Consider the following 14,863-nt stretch of genomic DNA (forward strand, 5'->3'; position numbering starts at 1 on the left):
TTGTTCGGGTGCGGATGATACATTGATCAACATATATTGCGGCAATTTAGCGGTAATAATATAATAATAGTGAGGTGAAAACATGTTTCAACCTAAATTCTCAACCACGATGAAGATGGTTCACCATCTGTTGGAAATCCAACGCGCCAGTACGATTATCGATCAATTGCCTTTGCCGGCCGATATCCTAAAAGAATTGCAAAAAGAGGCCAAAGAAACGACCGTCTTGCTGTCCACGAGAATGGAAGGTAACGAGCTGGACGATGATCAAAAGCGTAGATCGTTGTACCGAAACAGCGATAACGATCTTGAACAAGAAGTATTCAATCTCATGAAGGCGATTGACTTCCTGGACGATTCCGAACGCAGAAACCTTCCTATTACGGAAGAATGGATTAAAAAAATTCATGCGGTCATTCGAGTCTCGCACGGACGTAAGCCCCGCTTAAGCGAGTATCGTACGGAACAAAATCGAGTGGGCAGCCGCAATCAGTCAGGCTTTTATATGCCTCCGGAACATACGGACGTCCCCGCCTTAATGGAGGACTACGTTGCATGGTTAAACGCGCCAGAGTCGCTTGATATACCGGCCCCCATTCGGGCAGGAATCGCGATGTGGCAGTTTTTAACCATACACCCGTATATGGATGGAAACGGCCGTACCTCGCGAATGATCGCCACCTACATCCTAAGACGCCACCGGTACGGTTTAAAGGGACTGTTCATTCTCGAAAACTTCTATGATCGCAACCTGAATGCCTACTACAAGAACCTGCAGATGGGCTTGTCTCATAACTATTATTTCGGCAGACACGAAGCCGATCTCACCGTTTGGCTCGATTATTTCCTTGAAGGCCTTGCAGAAGTCTACGCGCAGGCCGCACAGATCGCGCTGGAAAAAAACGCGGAGCTTCTTCGGGCAGAGCCCGAGATGATTCGCAAGCTCGACGTGCACCAAAGACAAGTCTTTCGGCAATTTGTTTTCAAACAAGAAGAGATGAGCATAACCGAAATCATGCTGCTGCTGGACATGGGCGACCGCACCGCACGCGCTAAAATCAAACAATGGACTGAATCCGGCTTTTTGAGGCCTAAGGACCCGAACGCCCAACGCGTCCGAACTGTCATTCTATCCGAGGAATACGGCAAACTAGGCGAGGCGATCCGCCAGTATCCTCAGCAATACGGCTACTTGTTAACCGGTGACGATCTCTAAGTCCTGTCGCCCGACAGCCGCGCCCGGTAATCCGCCGGACTGAGTCCGTAGCGCCTCTTGAACGCGGCGCTGAGATAGCTCGCGGTGGAAAAGCCGGTCCACTCGGCGATATCGGCAAGCCGCATGGCAGTGTCTCGCAGCAGCAGCTCCGCGCGGCCGAGCCGCACCTCGGCCACATAATCGCTGAACGTGGAGCCGGTCTGCTTTTTGAACAGCTCCGACAGGTAAGTGACGTTCATGTGGAAGCGCTCGGCCATCATCGCCAGGCTGATCTCGTCCTTATAGGCGTCCTCGATATGACGCCGGATCGCCTCGATCGTCTCGGTGCCGGCGCTCGGCCTGGCGGCGCGTCCTTCCAGATCGTCCGCACGAACGATTCGGCACTCCGGCCCGACCGGCGCGCGGCTTAAAGCCGTCACGGCGGAAAGGTAAGCGCGCCGCAGCGCGGTGCTCCCCTCCGCTGGGGAACAGGCGGCGCCGATCCCCGCGACAGCGGCGAGGCGCAGGCTGCCCTCGGCCGCGGCCAGCAGCTCTGCCGCCAGCTCCGCGAGCAGCGACTCGCTCTCAGCTTCGTCCTCGGCGGTCGCCGCGAAAAACTGGAGGCGCGGATACGCCTTGTCGGCGAACGGCGTCACGCGGCGCGACCAGCGCCCGTCCGCCGCGATTTCCCGGCTGACGAGCCGAAAAGCAAGCGCAAGGCGTTCGTCGTCTTCCTCGCCCGCCGGCACACGACCCGCTGGCACCCGGTACTCGGCGCCCATGAAGCGCAGCGCGGCCCCCTCGCCGTCCGCGCCGTCGAAGCCGGCCAGCTCGAGCCGCCGCGCCTCCTCGCGTTCGCCGATGCCGGGAGCCTCGCCGCCGTCATAGATCCGGCCGAGCACGTACTGCTCCTGCAGCAGCGGCAGCCGCTGCCGCCACTGCAGGCCGATTGCTTCGCGCGCCCGCGCGGCGTCCCGCTCCGCGTCCAGCTCGCCGCGGATCGTCTCGAGCAGCTCGGTCAGCTCCCGGCGGACGACCGGCTTGAGCACGTAGTCCCTCGCTCCGCAGCGCAGCGCCGTCTGGACGTATTGGAAATCGTCGTGCCCCGACAGCACGACGATACGCAGCCCGGGATGCAGCCGCTTGCAGGCCTGCAGCAGCTCGAGCCCGTCCATGACCGGCATGCGGATGTCGGTCAGCAGGAGCTGCGGCCGCCCGCTCGCGATGGCATCCAGCGCTTCCTTGCCGTTGCGCGCTTCGCCGGCGATCTCGAAGCCCAGCCGCTCCCATGCAATCTTCAGCCGCAGCCCCTTGCAAATCTCCGGTTCGTCGTCCGCCAGAATCACGCGATACATCGTTCATTCCTCCTTTGCCGGTATGAGCAGCTTGATCGAGGCGCCGCCGCCCGGCGAACGCCCGATCTCCGCGTCGAACGCTTTGCCGTAATACAGCCCGCAGCGCGCCAAGACGTTGCGCAACCCGATGCTGCTGCCGCCCGCGCTCAACACGTCCGCCAGGTCGCTGCGCGCGATACCCCGCGCGAGCTCCTCTGCCATCTCGGGCGATATACCAGGTCCATTGTCCGCGACTTCGATCTCGAGGCGTCGTCCGCGTCGGCCGGCCCGGATTGAGACGACCGCTTCGCCGCCGCTCTCGGCGCCGAACTTGATCGCATTCTCCACGAGCGGCTGCAAAATAAACTTCACGATCTGCTGATCCCCGAGCCCTTCTTCCTCCTCGATGGACACCCGGAGCCGATCGCCGAACCGGACGCTCATAATCGACACGTAATGCCGGATGTAGCGAAGCTCCTCCTTGAGCGCCACCAGATCGCTGTCCGCGCGCAGGGAGTAACGCAGCATCTGTCCGAGCCATTCGGTCACGTCGATAACCTCGTCGCTGCGCTCCTGCGCCGACAGGCTGCCGATCGCCTCGAGCGTGTTGTATAAAAAGTGAGGATTAATCTGCATGAGCAGCGCCTTATATTCGGCGTCCTGACGCCGCAGGTTCGCCTTGAACTCCGTCTCGATCAGCTCGCCGAGCCTGCCCATCATGCTGCTGAATACCTGGGTCACGTAGCCGACCTCGTTGGCCGGCACCGGCAGCGCTGCCGGCGGGCCGTGAACCGTCGTCGACTTGAAACCGCTGCGCTCCGCGCTCCGCATGGCGCCCGCCAGCCGGCTGAGCGGCCGCGCGATGCCCGACGACAGCCAGAAGGCCGCGCCGGTCGTCGCGATGAGCAGCAGCGCGCCGACCCATAGCATCGTATGGCGGACCCAGCTCATTTTCTGGAACAGCTCGTACTTGGGCACCTCGCCGACCAGCAGCCAATCCGCGTTTTTAATTTTGCGGTAAAGAACGATATGCTTGCCGCCTTTGCCGTCCAGCGTGAGCTTGCCGCCCGACCGCTTGTCCGCCGCAATCTGCGGCAGCGCGCGCTTGAAGAAGGACATGTCCGCGGGAATTTGCTGGCGCAGCACGGGCTCGCCCTCGCGGTCTACCAGGTAGACGCCGCCCTGCTCGCCGAAGGCGATCTTGTCGAGCGGGTCCTGGATCGAGGAGGTGAGGACATTGACCTTTAGCACGCCGAGCTTGCGGAACGAGCTGAGCTGCACCAGGTTAAACAGCAGGCTGTTCACGCTCTCTTCGGTTAAGTATGCCGGCTGGTAAGGATCCAGGTGGGCGGTCACCCAACGCGTGCCCTGCCCCATGAAGTCCCGGTACCACACGGTCTGCAGGAAGGACGGATCGCGGAAGCTCTGGTCGCGGATGCCGACCGCAGTGCCGTTTTTATTGAAAATCGTAATGGAAGAAATTGAGGAATGGTTAAGCGCGATGGAAGACAGATATTTGCGAAGCTCGGCGTCGAGCGACAGGCTGCGTTCGGTCGACAGCTGCGCGTCCATGCGCGCGGAGATCCACTGCTGGGTAATCTCGTTGCTCAGCACCTGGTTGGCGACGTCCTCCGCCTGCGTCGTCAGCGTCGTGACGAGCGATGCGTACTGATCCATCGTCTGCGAGGTCGATCCCTCGATCGAACGGCCAATGACGCTGTTGGAGATCTGGGTGACCACCGCCACAAGGATCATGAACGGCACGACCAGCAGCACGACGAACGTCAGCGTCAGTCTGGATCGCAAGCTGTAGAACAATGCGCATCGCCTCCGGGTACGTCAACGGCTCCCGCCGAAGCCGTTTCGAAGGGAGCATGCTTCTACTCTATCAGGAATGGAGGACCGGCGGAATCCGGTATTTTCGGTACGTGGCATGCGATATGCTCGGCTGAAACGAAAGAAAAGCCCGCATTCGCGTTTCCCCTTAGGGGAGAAACGAATGCGAGCCGCGCTTATTTTTGATGCCGCTTATTTTTGATGCCACTTATTTTAATGCCTCTTGTTTTGACGCCGCGTTTACTTCGACGCCTCTTCCTTCAGCGCCTTCAACCGCTTCATGACGTCGTTCGCGCCGCGGCCGAAGTAGTCGTGCAGCGTCCGGTACTCCGCATACAGCCGCTCGTATACCGCCACGTTCTCGGGGATCGGCTTGAACGTCTCCTCCCGCACGCGCGCCATCGCCTTCGCAGCGTCCACGACGCTGTCGTAGCCGCCCTTGGCCGCGCCCGCCGCCACCGCGCCGAACATCGCCGCGCCGACCGCCGGCGTCTGCTTGGAGTCCGCCACCTTGATCTCGCGGTTCGTTACGTCCGCATAGATCTGCATGAGCAGCGCGTTCTTCTGCGGCAGTCCGCCGCAGGCGTACACTTCCTCGACAGGCACGCCGTTGTTGTGGAACGCGTCGATAATCGTCCGCGTCCCGAACGCCGTCGCCTCGAGCAGCGTGCGGTACATTTCCTCCGGCTTGGTCAGCAGCGTGTAGCCCACGACGACGCCCGTCAGGTTCGTGTCCACGAGCACCGAGCGGTTGCCGTTCCACCAGTCCAGCGCCACCAGGCCCGTCTCGCCCGGCTTGTACTGCGCCGCCCGCTCCGTCAGCCACTGGTGAACGCCGACGCCGTCTTTTTCCGCCGCTTCCTTCACGTACGCCGGCACCGCTTCCTCGACGAACCATTCAAAGATATCGCCGACCGCCGACTGCCCGGCCTCGTAGCCCATATAGCCCTCGATGATGCCGTCTTCGACGACGCCGCACATGCCCTCGACTTCGACTTCTTCCTTGCCGAGCAGCATATGGCAGATCGACGTGCCCATCGCCATCACGAGCTTGCCTTCGTCCACGACGCCGACCGCCGGTACCGCCGCGTGCGCGTCCACGTTGCCGACCGCGATCGCCGTGCCTGCAACTAGGCCCGTCAGCTCCGCCATCTTTGCCGTCAGCTCGCCGGCCTTCGAGCCGAGCGGCTTAATGTCGCCGCGCAGCTTGGTCGAAGTCAGGTTCTCGAGCCGGGGATCGAGCGCCTTGAAGAAGTCCTGGCTCGGGTAGCCCTCTTGCTTGTGCCAGATCGACTTGTAGCCGGCCGTGCAGCTGTTGCGTACGAACGCGCCGGTCAACTGCGAGATGACCCAGTCTGTCGCCTCGGTGAAGAGATCTGTCGCCTCGTACACTTCAGGCGCCTCGTTCAAGATCTGCCACACCTTGGCGACCATCCACTCCGAGGAGATCTTGCCGCCGTAGCGCGGCAGGAACTTCTCGCCCCGCTCCGCCGCGATGGCGTTCAGGCGGTCCGCCTCGTCCTGCGCGGCGTGATGCTTCCACAGCTTGACCCAGCCGTGCGGATTGTCCTTCCACTCCGGCAGGAAGCACAGCGGTGTACCGCCCGCATCTACGGGCAACATCGTGCAGGCGGTGAAATCGATGCCGAGGCCGATGACGTCCTCCGCCGCTACGCCGGATGCCTGCAGCACGGCCGGCACCGAACGGCGCAGCACCTCGAGGTAGTCGTCCGGGTGCTGCAGGGCCCAGTCATGGCCGAGTTCGATGCCGGAAACCGGCAGTTTCTCGTCAATGACGCCGTGCGGGTAAGGCGTGACGTGGTCCGCGATCTCGTGGCCGTTCGACAGATCGACCAGCACCGCGCGTCCCGATTGCGTGCCGTAGTCGACGCCGATGGCGTATTTTGCGCTCATGATATTGCCTCCTCGTATGATGGCTCAGTAATAAACGTTAAATTCGTCTTGCCGACGGTCCATGGTCCATGCAATTATTCATGCAATTATCCATGCCGATTCATTAATGCGCGTCGCCCGGTTGACCGTAATACGCATTGGCGCCGTGCTTGCGAAGATAGTGCTTGTCGAGCAGCTCCTGCTGCATCGACGGAATGCCGGCGTTCAGCTGCCTCGTATGGTACGCCATCTTGGCGACCTCCTCTAGCACGACGGCATTGTGCAGCGCGTTCATGGCGTTCTTGCCCCAGGCGAACGGCGCATGGCTGTACACCAGCACGCCCGGCACCTGCTGCGGGTCGATCCCGCGGAAAGCCTCGACGATGACGTTGCCCGTCTCATGCTCGTAAGCGCCTTCGATCTCTGCCGGCGTCATCGCCCGCGTGCACGGGATCGTCCCGTAAAAGTAGTCCGCCTGCGTCGTGCCCAGCGCCGGGATGCCCTGGCCGGCCTGCGACCAGATCGTCGCCCAAGGCGAGTGCGTATGCACGATCCCGCCGATGCCGGGGAACGAGCGATACAGCACGAGATGCGTCGGCGTGTCCGAGGACGGGCGCAGATCGCCTTCCACGACGTTGCCGTCCAGATCGAGCACGACCATCTGCTCCGGGCGAAGTTCCTCGTACGGCACGCCGCTCGGCTTGATGACCATGAGGCCGGATTCGCGGTCGAAGCCGCTGACGTTGCCCCAGGTGAACGTGACGAGACCGTACTTCGGCAGCTCGGCGTTCGCCTGGCATACTTCCGCTTTTAATTGTTCCAGCATGAGCGCACATCCTTCACAAGGTAAAAATGAATATCTTCGGGTATCCCCGCGCCGATCCGCGCCCCTCGTTTTGGAAGCTCGAGTGCCGGAACGTGCGCCATATAAGCGTCTGGTTGGCTTTACGTATTGTCTGTTTTGAGTTCGTTTACATTATAACTTGTACGTACATGTGTGTCGAGAGAATAACTTCATCGATAAAAAAAGAGCCCGCATCGCTGCGGGCCAAGTCTTCCTATATCTCACTGGGGGGGTTGAATTCATCATAAGCCCCTTCCATTAAATGAAAATGAACGCCGGCTTAAAGCTTGCTTAAAATGAATGCAGCGGCGCCGTCGACGTCCGCAGCACCAGATGCGGCGCGTAGACATGCCCTTCGCTTCGGCCGACAACGTCCTTTTCCAGCATCGTCACCAGCAGATTCGCGGCAAGCTCGCCGAGCTCGGCCTTCGGATGCGACACCGTCGTCAGCTTGATCTCGGTCGCGGTCGCAAGGAACGAATCGTCGAAGCTGACGATCGACAGATTTTCCGGAACGCGCAGCCCCTCTTCGCGAATGACGTCCAGCAGGGAGACGGCGAGCTGGTCGTTATAGCAGACGATCGCCGTCGGCGGCTCCGGCCGCGAGAGCAGCTCGCGAAGCGCCTCGTGCGGCCTCGAATCGCGATTTTCCGTCCGGTAGCGCACGAGCAGGTCCGGCGGTACGGACAAGCGGCGTTCGCGGTGCGCCTGGACGAAGCCTTTCATCCGGTGCACGCCCTGCAGGTCGTCCGTCTTGAACAGTCCGGCGATCGCGCGGTGTCCGGCCGCAAGCAGATGCTCCGTCGCCAGGGCGCCGCCCGCCTCGTCGTCAACCTTCACGCAGGGCCAGTCCAGATCCGGATACTGCTCGTTAATCATCAGCATCGGGATGCCATGGTACTCGAGCGCCATAAAAGCCTCGTAATTCGGATTGCCCTCCGCGCTTTTCGTCGGCTCGACGATGAGGCCGCACACGCCTTGGGACAGCATCGTCTCCAGGCTCTCCCGTTCCTTATCCTTGCTGCCTTCCGTGCTGGACAGCAGCAGCCGATAGCCTCTCTCCTTGAGCGCGGCCTCGACGCCCCGGACGATGGACGGGAAAATGTAATCGGATATATGAGTCGTAATCAAGCCGACCATCCTGCTCGCGCCGCTCCCCCTGCGATCGGCCTGGAGCTTGGCGACGAAGGTGCCCTTGCCCTGCTCGCGGGACAGCCAGCCTTCGCTGACCAGCTCCCCGATCGATTGACGGACCGTCTGGCGGCTCAGGCCGAATTGCTCGGCCAACTCGTTCTCGGACGGCAGCTTGTCCCCCGGACGGTACTTGCCGCCCGCGATCCAGGAGGAGATCTCTTCCTTTAACCGCTGATACTTCGGGTATTGCGGATTCAACCTGTTCACCTCGCGCAAAACGTATAGCAGCTATTATAGCACAGCGGCGTACTTGTACGTACATTTAGAGTCGCCTTCTGCTGACGGCTGCTGCGGTTAACCGTTCCAACGCGCGACGAGCATCTCGAGCTTTTGTCCGTCCAACGTCGGCACGACAAGGTCCGCTTCGGAAAAGTCGAGCCCGGCCGTCATGGCGTTCGGCACGGCGATGCCGTACAAGCCGGCGGCTTTGGCGGCTCTTAGCCCGTTCAGCGAATCCTCGATGGCGACCGCTTCGCCCGGCTCCACGCCTAGCGACCGAACGGCCAGCCGGTACAGCGCGGGATCCGGCTTTACCTTTTCCACGTCGTCCGCCGTATGGATCGCATCAAAATGCCTGCGCAGATCGAGCCGTTCCAGATGCGGTTCGATCCATGCGCGGTATGAACTCGTCGCAAGTCCAACGGCGAGTCCGAGCCGCTTCGCCTCCTCGAGCGCGTCCAAAATGCCCGGCAGCAGCGGCACCTGGTGCACCATCCCCGCGTACAGCTCCCCGAACCGGGCGTCGAGCCACCCGCGATCGACGGTCTCTCCCGTGAATGCGGACAGCTCCGCCCATGCGTCGAAGCCGTGAAGCGTGCCGATCGCGCCCGCCCATTTGTCCATCGGCAGCTCATGCCCGCGCTCTCTGAAGACGCCGTTCATCGCCTCGTAAGTTACGGTTTCCGTATCCAGTATCGTCCCGTCAAAGTCGAACACGACCGCCTTGATCATCGCTATCGTCAACTCCCCTTCTAATGCTTCTATCGCTCCGCCTGCGACAAAACGCTCCGGCCAATGCCGGAGCGCGCTACGGTTTCCCTATCGGAATGGATGAGTCGGCTCGACGTATCTCGTCTAGGCTAATCGCTTCAGCCCGCGTTCTCCCGCATGAACAAGGCCCCGATGACGAGCGCGCCAAGAATGCCCCACACCGCATTGATCTTGAGATACTGTACCATGATAAAGTAAATCGCGGCAAGCGCGAACGGCAGAAAGACGACCGGGCCGCCGCTGCGCTGAAACGCAAATTTGGCGAAGTCGTAAGCCAGCATAGCGAGCATGACGAAGATGACCGGCTGCACGCCTTTAATCATCCCTTTGATATAAGGATTGCCTTGCAGCCTGTGCATCAGGCCGACGAGCAGCACCATGAGCAGCGCGGTCGGCATGACGACGGCCGTCACGGCTATGAGCGCGCCTAGCCAGCCCGCGACCTTGAACCCGATATAGGCCGCCAGCTTGGTGGCGATCGGACCGGGCAGCGCGTTGCCGAAGGCCAGCGCCTTTCCGAATTCCTCGTTTCCCATCCATTGATACCGATTCACGACTTCGTTCTGATATAAGGGTATAATTGAAGGCCCTCCGCCGTATCCGAGCATCGTCGATCTCCCGAATGCGATAAACAAGTCCAGCAGCTGCTTGATCATGCCGTTCCTCCTCGTGCCCAGCCAACCCGGCTCGCTTGACTACCATATGGGCGCTCATCTGGCTTCCATTGTAGTGGCAGGCCATGCGCGGCGCTATGCCTCGCGGGCATCGTTGTACGCAGGGCCGAAACGAGCCGCTCGATTTCGGGACGCGTCACAACGATGCGGCTGCATTCGTTCACATATGATGCGAGATGAGCACCATCCCGTTCGTTCGCGCATACTTTGCCGATACCGGGCGAATTGACGCCTTCATCCTAAAAGGTGTATCGTGACCGTAGAGTAGAGAGGAGCCTGTAAGCCATGGTGACGCTGAAATCTCCTCAGGAGATTGAGCATATCAGAGCGGCGGGAGCCGTCGTAGCCGCCTGTCACAAGGAAATCCGCAAGATGATCCGTCCGGGCGTGACGACGTGGCAGATCGAAGAGCTCGTAGAAGACGTCATGGCCGGCTACGGCGCCAGACCGTTCACGAAAACCTACAAAAACTATAAATTCGCCACCTGCGCTTCCGTAAACGACGTGATCGCGCACGGTTTTCCCAACCATACGCCGCTTAAAAACGGGGATCTCGTCACGATCGATACGGTCGCGGAGCTGAACGGCTGGCTCGGTGACTCGGCATGGACGTACGCGGTCGGCGAGCTGTCGCCGACGGCCGAGAAGCTCATGCGCGTCACGAAGGAATGCCTGGATATCGGCATCCGGCACGCCGTCATCGGCAACCGGATCGGCGACGCGATGTATCCGCTGCACAAGCACGCGCAAGCGAACGGCTTCTCCAGCGTCCGGGAACTGGCCGCGCACGGCATCGGCAGGGAGCTGCACGAAGAGCCGAACTTCATTCATGTCGGCATCCCGGGCAAAGGCTTTCGCTTCCAGGAAGGCATGGTCATTACGATCGAGCCGATGATCAACGAAGGAACCTGGCGAATGATGATCGACGAGGACGGCTGGACCGCGCGCACGATGGACGGCAAGCTGTCCGCGCAGTTCGAGCACACGATCGCGATCACGAAGGACGGTCCCGTGATTTTGACTTCGCAGGACGACTAATAGCGGCGAGACGAGAAAAAGCCTTCGGCTACCGGGAACGGTAGAACCGAAGGCTTTTGATTATTTGAGCCCCGTTAGGCGCGTACGGTCAACAGCACGCGATTGGACGAAGGATCGGCGACGAAGTAGCCGTCCTCATACTGCTCCGACGGAATGCCTTGCTCGCCAAGCGCTGTCAGAATGCGCGCGAGCTCGGCGGCGTCCGGCAGCCGGACCGTGAAGAAGATGAGGCCGGGCGCGTTCGCAGGAGGCGGCGGCGCGCCGACGCCCGCCCATGTGTTCAGGCCCACATGGTGATGGTAGCCGCCGGCGGACACGAACAGCGCCTGGCCGCCGTAGTTCGCGACGATGTCGAAGCCCAGCGCGTCGACATAGAATCGCTTGGCTTCCTGCAGGTCCCTCACGTGCAGATGGACATGGCCCATCACGGTACCTGCGGGCAGGCCGGTCCAAGGCTTGTCGCCGGCCAAGGCAAGCAAGCCCTCGATATCGACCGGATCGGTCGCCATCGCGACTTCACCTTGCGGCGTATAGGTCCAGGTATCCCGCGGACGGTCGGCGTACACTTCGATGCCGTTGTCGTCGGGATCGTTCAGATAGATCGCCTCGCTGACGAGGTGATCTCCTTGCCCGATCGGGACCCGGCGCTGGAGGAAGTTGCGCACCACAAGCCCGAGCGCCTCCCGCGACGGCACGAGAATCGCGAAGTGATAGAGTCCCGTGCGCCTGCGCGGCGCCGATACCGCACCTTCGGACAGCTGCTCGAGCTGGAGCAGCGCGTCAGATCCGCCTACGCCCATGCGAGCCGTCTCTCCCTCGCGGGAGACCAGCTTAAGGCCGATGATTTCTTCATAAAACCGGATGGATCGATCAAGCTCAGAAACCTTCAAATGTACGGTGCCGAGGTCCGTATCGGGATGGATGGAACGCGTCATAAGGACCGTCCTCTCTACCATTTTTATAAAGTAAATTACTTTTGGTAAGTTACACTTTATCCGATACGGCACCGACTGTCAAGCTATGCAAGGTCAACTGGCGACTCTATAACGTTTTAACAGTATCCCCTTTGATCAGGACCGGCTTCAGAATCCAGATTGCCCGCAGATTTGAGCGACAGGACGCCTTAAACGGGGCATGCAAAAGACGATAGGATCAGCTATTTTGGTACCACGGAGCGCTTGTCCTGTTCGAAGGGGATATTGTTAAAACGGTAAAATGAAGTTTGTTTACCCGGCCGGGCGGCCCTCCCCCACCTCTGCCAGTTCAAGCGCATTCGCACAAAATCACGCTTCTCCCTGCTCTCTTAGGGATTTGACGCCGGCAATGAACGTATCCACCAGCAGACGAAAAGTGACGTCCAGGTCCAGGGGCATGCCGAAGCCTCCCTGGCGCTCGATCGATACAAATCCGTGCAGGACGCTGCGGATGCCGCGCACGGCATGGATGGCCGCGTCCCCGCGCAGGCCGTAGGTCTCGATGACGCGGACGACGAGCCCGACGACGACGGCCCCGGCTTCGCTGAGCTCGCGGTCTTCGGGATCGGGCGCGCGCTGCACCGCTTCGTACAAGCCCGGATGCCGGCGGGCAAAGTCGAGGTAAGCGCGGCTGAAAGCGCGCAAGGCTTCGTCGCCCGAAGCTTCGGGCAATACGGCTTCAAAGCGCGTCGACATCTTGGCGAGACCAGACAGCGCCAGCTCCCGGCGCAGATCGGGCAAGCCGTTCACGTGATTGTAAAGCGAAGGCGAGCGGATCTTCAGCTTTTGCGCGAGGGATGCCAGCGTCACGGATTCCAGGCCATGCTCGTCGGCCATCTCCGTGGCAGCCTGCAGCAGCGTCGCCCGATCAAGGCCGATTCGCGGTGACATGGCTGGCCCCTCCTTTGCCTTGCGCTTCCAGGCTGCGCTCCGCGGCGCGCGCTGCAGCGGCCATCGCCTCGAGCGGATCGGCGACCATTCGGCCATGGCCTACAGCGAGCAGCTTCGGCTTCAGCCCGATCAGCCGGCGGGCCGAACGGAGCGCTTCGGCCGGGCTCCAGGTCGCCATCGCCGGAAACGGAAACAGCGGCTGCATCTTCCCGGACACGGCCATGCCTCCGCGCACCTGAAAGGCGTCTCCCACGATCAGCGCGCCCGTGCGGGCGTCCAAAAAGGATATCGATCCCGGCGTGTGGCCTGGCGTTGCGATCGCAAGCAGCGAGCCTACGCGGTCACCGTCGACCAGCAGCGTATCGGGCCTGGTAACGATTGCGCCCGGCTTGGGCACGCCGCCTCGGATCGGCGTTTGTTGCTCGCCCGGATCCAGCGTCTTGTCCCCGGCGAGCAGTCTGGCGTCCCTTGCGGAGATGAGGACCTCGGCATCGGGCAGCGCCGACTTCAGCCGATCAAGCGCGCCGATATGGTCGCCGTGCGCATGCGTCAACAGAATGCGGCGGATCGGCATGCCGATCCGGGCAGCAGCGTCGATAATGCCTTTGGCGCTGTAGGGAAGCGCGGCGTCGATCAGCGTCAGGCCGTCCTGCTCCGCTACGAAATACGCATTAACCGGGAAAAAGCGGGGCATAAAAGATAACTGATGTAAATGATCCATAGTCGTCAGTCGCATTTTACGAACCTCCGTTTGTTAAACTAATGTTATTAGTTTAAATATAACTAATTACATTAGTTTTTGCAAGCCAATATTTTTTGTAACACAATAATTATCTGTTTGTCGCCCCCTCCTTTGGTCGGTTGGGATACCGCCCCATGCACGCTTATAATAGAAAAATAGGATTACGAATCGTATTTGAGAGAATAATAGGGAGTATCAATAGATTAGATTTTGAAAGGAAGAGATTGATGAGCTTGGGAACCTCCGGGGCATCGCTGGCGAGAAGGCGAGCCTCCCCCGCCCGCCGGCGCGGCCGCCTGCTGCTGGCCGCATGTGTCGTCGCCGCGCTGATCGTCGCCGCGAACCTGCCTGCCGTCAAATCGCTGCTGCCTGCCGATCTGTGGCGCGAAGTGCCGCCGGTCGTCGCCCTGCACCCGATCGTCGCCGAAAAAATGAAAACGCTGAAGGCCGAATCCGAAGCGCTGGGCATACGGATTGCGATTACGGACGGCTTTCGCAGCGAGGCCGAGCAGGATGCGCTCTATCGCAAGGGCCGAAGCGCTCCCGGCGACATCGTGACCAATGCCAAAGGCGGCCAATCGTATCATAACTACGGCTTGGCCATCGACTTCGCCATTCGCACGAAGCAGGGCAAAGTCCTATGGGATACGGCGTACGACGGCAATCGCAACGGAAAGTCCGACTGGATGGAAGTCGTCGGGATCGCCAAGCGGCTCGGCTTCTCCTGGGGCGGCGATTGGGAGAGCTTTCCCGATTATCCGCACCTGCAGATGGACTTCGGGCTAACCATCGGGGAGCTGCAACGCGGGCACCGGCCGACTGAGGATCTCCGGCTTGCGGAGGAATGGGCGCGGCAGGCCGGCAGCGAGGCTTGATAAGAAAAGCCGCCAGGCTTCTTTCGCCGCAATTCCTGCGAATATAGTTACTACTTAGGTGAGTTAGAACTGAAACTGCCCGTGAATGGCGAGTGAGAGGGATTTGAGGACGGAAAGGTTTTGTTTGAGGAGCGTGGAGACGACGGAGCGAATGCGTGCAAACTGCGTTGCTCCCAGCATGGTACGAAAAGTGCCGGATACTTTGGTTTTCACCTTGACCATTCGAATATCACGTTCTGCCTGATTATTGTCAAACGGAATTTGGACATCACGAAGAAAGGCCAGAATGGCGGTTTTGTATTGCTGAAACCGTTCGGCCAAATTCCCTGCCTTCCCTTTGGCATGTCTGCCGCGTGTGCCTTTTTCCTTGGGGATAAATCCTT

Annotated in this window: 14 protein-coding genes; 3 read left to right on the forward strand and 11 right to left on the reverse strand. The window is 60.5% G+C overall.

Going from position 1 to position 14,863, the window contains the following annotated elements:
* Nucleotides 1–82: 82 nt before the first annotated feature.
* Nucleotides 83–1,216, forward strand: coding sequence for a Fic family protein (locus tag ACFOTD_RS21465; protein ID WP_378121980.1), 1,134 nt, complete (start codon nt 83–85; stop codon nt 1,214–1,216).
* On the opposite strand, the gene ACFOTD_RS21470 is transcribed toward ACFOTD_RS21465, so the two are convergent.
* The 7 genes from ACFOTD_RS21470 to ACFOTD_RS21500 all read right to left on the reverse strand — a co-directional run bounded on the left by ACFOTD_RS21470 (nt 1,213) and on the right by ACFOTD_RS21500 (nt 9,942).
* Nucleotides 1,213–2,550 carry a response regulator transcription factor gene (locus ACFOTD_RS21470; RefSeq protein ID WP_378121981.1) on the reverse strand — a complete coding sequence of 446 codons (1,338 nt, stop codon included), beginning with the start codon at nt 2,548–2,550 and terminating at the stop codon, nt 1,213–1,215. The two genes, ACFOTD_RS21465 and ACFOTD_RS21470, sit on opposite strands and share 4 nt — an antisense overlap.
* A 3-nt stretch (nt 2,551–2,553) precedes the next feature.
* Nucleotides 2,554–4,347: a sensor histidine kinase gene (locus ACFOTD_RS21475; RefSeq protein WP_378121982.1), complete on the reverse strand. Its 1,794-nt coding sequence runs from the start codon at nt 4,345–4,347 to the stop codon at nt 2,554–2,556.
* 258 nt (nt 4,348–4,605) lie between these two features.
* The gene (locus tag ACFOTD_RS21480; RefSeq protein ID WP_378121975.1) at nt 4,606–6,279 is read right to left on the reverse strand and encodes a ribulokinase; all 1,674 of its coding nucleotides are present in this window, start codon (nt 6,277–6,279) and stop codon (nt 4,606–4,608) included.
* 103 nt (nt 6,280–6,382) lie between these two features.
* Entirely contained in the window at nt 6,383–7,084 is a 702-nt protein-coding gene (araD, locus tag ACFOTD_RS21485) for an L-ribulose-5-phosphate 4-epimerase (RefSeq protein WP_378121983.1), read from the reverse strand.
* A gap of 309 nt (nt 7,085–7,393) precedes the next feature.
* Nucleotides 7,394–8,494: a GntR family transcriptional regulator gene (locus ACFOTD_RS21490; RefSeq protein WP_378121984.1), complete on the reverse strand. Its 1,101-nt coding sequence runs from the start codon at nt 8,492–8,494 to the stop codon at nt 7,394–7,396.
* Between the two features lie 96 nt (nt 8,495–8,590).
* The gene (locus ACFOTD_RS21495; RefSeq protein WP_378121985.1) at nt 8,591–9,247 is read right to left on the reverse strand and encodes an HAD family hydrolase; all 657 of its coding nucleotides are present in this window, start codon (nt 9,245–9,247) and stop codon (nt 8,591–8,593) included.
* 137 nt (nt 9,248–9,384) lie between these two features.
* Complete coding sequence (locus ACFOTD_RS21500; RefSeq protein ID WP_378121986.1) at nt 9,385–9,942, reverse strand: chromate transporter; 558 nt, start codon at nt 9,940–9,942, stop codon at nt 9,385–9,387.
* Between the two features lie 303 nt (nt 9,943–10,245).
* Here ACFOTD_RS21500 and map point away from each other — a divergent pair, with 303 nt between their 5' ends.
* Nucleotides 10,246–10,998, forward strand: coding sequence for a type I methionyl aminopeptidase (gene map / locus ACFOTD_RS21505; protein ID WP_378121987.1), 753 nt, complete (start codon nt 10,246–10,248; stop codon nt 10,996–10,998).
* 74 nt (nt 10,999–11,072) lie between these two features.
* On the opposite strand, the gene ACFOTD_RS21510 is transcribed toward map, so the two are convergent.
* The 3 genes from ACFOTD_RS21510 to ACFOTD_RS21520 form a co-directional block, all read right to left on the reverse strand.
* Nucleotides 11,073–11,933: a VOC family protein gene (locus tag ACFOTD_RS21510; RefSeq protein ID WP_378121989.1), complete on the reverse strand. Its 861-nt coding sequence runs from the start codon at nt 11,931–11,933 to the stop codon at nt 11,073–11,075.
* A 348-nt stretch (nt 11,934–12,281) separates the two neighbouring features.
* A complete protein-coding gene (locus tag ACFOTD_RS21515; RefSeq protein ID WP_378121990.1) occupies nt 12,282–12,863 on the reverse strand; it encodes a TetR/AcrR family transcriptional regulator in 582 nt (193 codons plus the stop codon).
* The gene (locus tag ACFOTD_RS21520) at nt 12,841–13,599 is read right to left on the reverse strand and encodes an MBL fold metallo-hydrolase (RefSeq protein ID WP_378121991.1); all 759 of its coding nucleotides are present in this window, start codon (nt 13,597–13,599) and stop codon (nt 12,841–12,843) included. Before ACFOTD_RS21520 ends, ACFOTD_RS21515 begins: the two co-directional genes overlap by 23 nt.
* A gap of 233 nt (nt 13,600–13,832) precedes the next feature.
* Between ACFOTD_RS21520 and ACFOTD_RS21525 the strand changes: the two genes are divergently transcribed.
* Nucleotides 13,833–14,480 carry a M15 family metallopeptidase gene (locus tag ACFOTD_RS21525; RefSeq protein ID WP_378121992.1) on the forward strand — a complete coding sequence of 216 codons (648 nt, stop codon included), beginning with the start codon at nt 13,833–13,835 and terminating at the stop codon, nt 14,478–14,480.
* A gap of 63 nt (nt 14,481–14,543) precedes the next feature.
* Here ACFOTD_RS21525 and ACFOTD_RS21530 read toward each other — a convergent pair.
* Nucleotides 14,544–14,863, reverse strand: a 320-nt coding sequence (locus ACFOTD_RS21530) for an IS66 family transposase (protein ID WP_378121993.1), incomplete at its 5' end; no start/stop codon positions are given.

Source organism: Cohnella sp. GCM10012308, from assembly GCF_042649185.1.
Classification (GTDB): Bacteria; Bacillota; Bacilli; order Paenibacillales; family Paenibacillaceae; genus Cohnella.

Excerpts from the sequence above, each read along its gene's own strand:
- ACFOTD_RS21465 (WP_378121980.1), top strand. The coding sequence starts at position 83 with ATGTTTCAACCTAAATTCTCAACCACGATGAAGATGGTTCACCATCTG.
- ACFOTD_RS21470 (WP_378121981.1), bottom strand. The coding sequence starts at position 2,550 with ATGTATCGCGTGATTCTGGCGGACGACGAACCGGAGATTTGCAAGGGG.
- ACFOTD_RS21480 (WP_378121975.1), bottom strand. The coding sequence starts at position 6,279 with ATGAGCGCAAAATACGCCATCGGCGTCGACTACGGCACGCAATCGGGA.
- araD (WP_378121983.1), bottom strand. The coding sequence starts at position 7,084 with ATGCTGGAACAATTAAAAGCGGAAGTATGCCAGGCGAACGCCGAGCTG.
- ACFOTD_RS21495 (WP_378121985.1), bottom strand. The coding sequence starts at position 9,247 with ATGATCAAGGCGGTCGTGTTCGACTTTGACGGGACGATACTGGATACG.
- ACFOTD_RS21500 (WP_378121986.1), bottom strand. The coding sequence starts at position 9,942 with ATGATCAAGCAGCTGCTGGACTTGTTTATCGCATTCGGGAGATCGACG.
- map (WP_378121987.1), top strand. The coding sequence starts at position 10,246 with ATGGTGACGCTGAAATCTCCTCAGGAGATTGAGCATATCAGAGCGGCG.
- ACFOTD_RS21510 (WP_378121989.1), bottom strand. The coding sequence starts at position 11,933 with ATGACGCGTTCCATCCATCCCGATACGGACCTCGGCACCGTACATTTG.
- ACFOTD_RS21515 (WP_378121990.1), bottom strand. The coding sequence starts at position 12,863 with ATGTCACCGCGAATCGGCCTTGATCGGGCGACGCTGCTGCAGGCTGCC.
- ACFOTD_RS21520 (WP_378121991.1), bottom strand. The coding sequence starts at position 13,599 with ATGCGACTGACGACTATGGATCATTTACATCAGTTATCTTTTATGCCC.
- ACFOTD_RS21525 (WP_378121992.1), top strand. The coding sequence starts at position 13,833 with ATGAGCTTGGGAACCTCCGGGGCATCGCTGGCGAGAAGGCGAGCCTCC.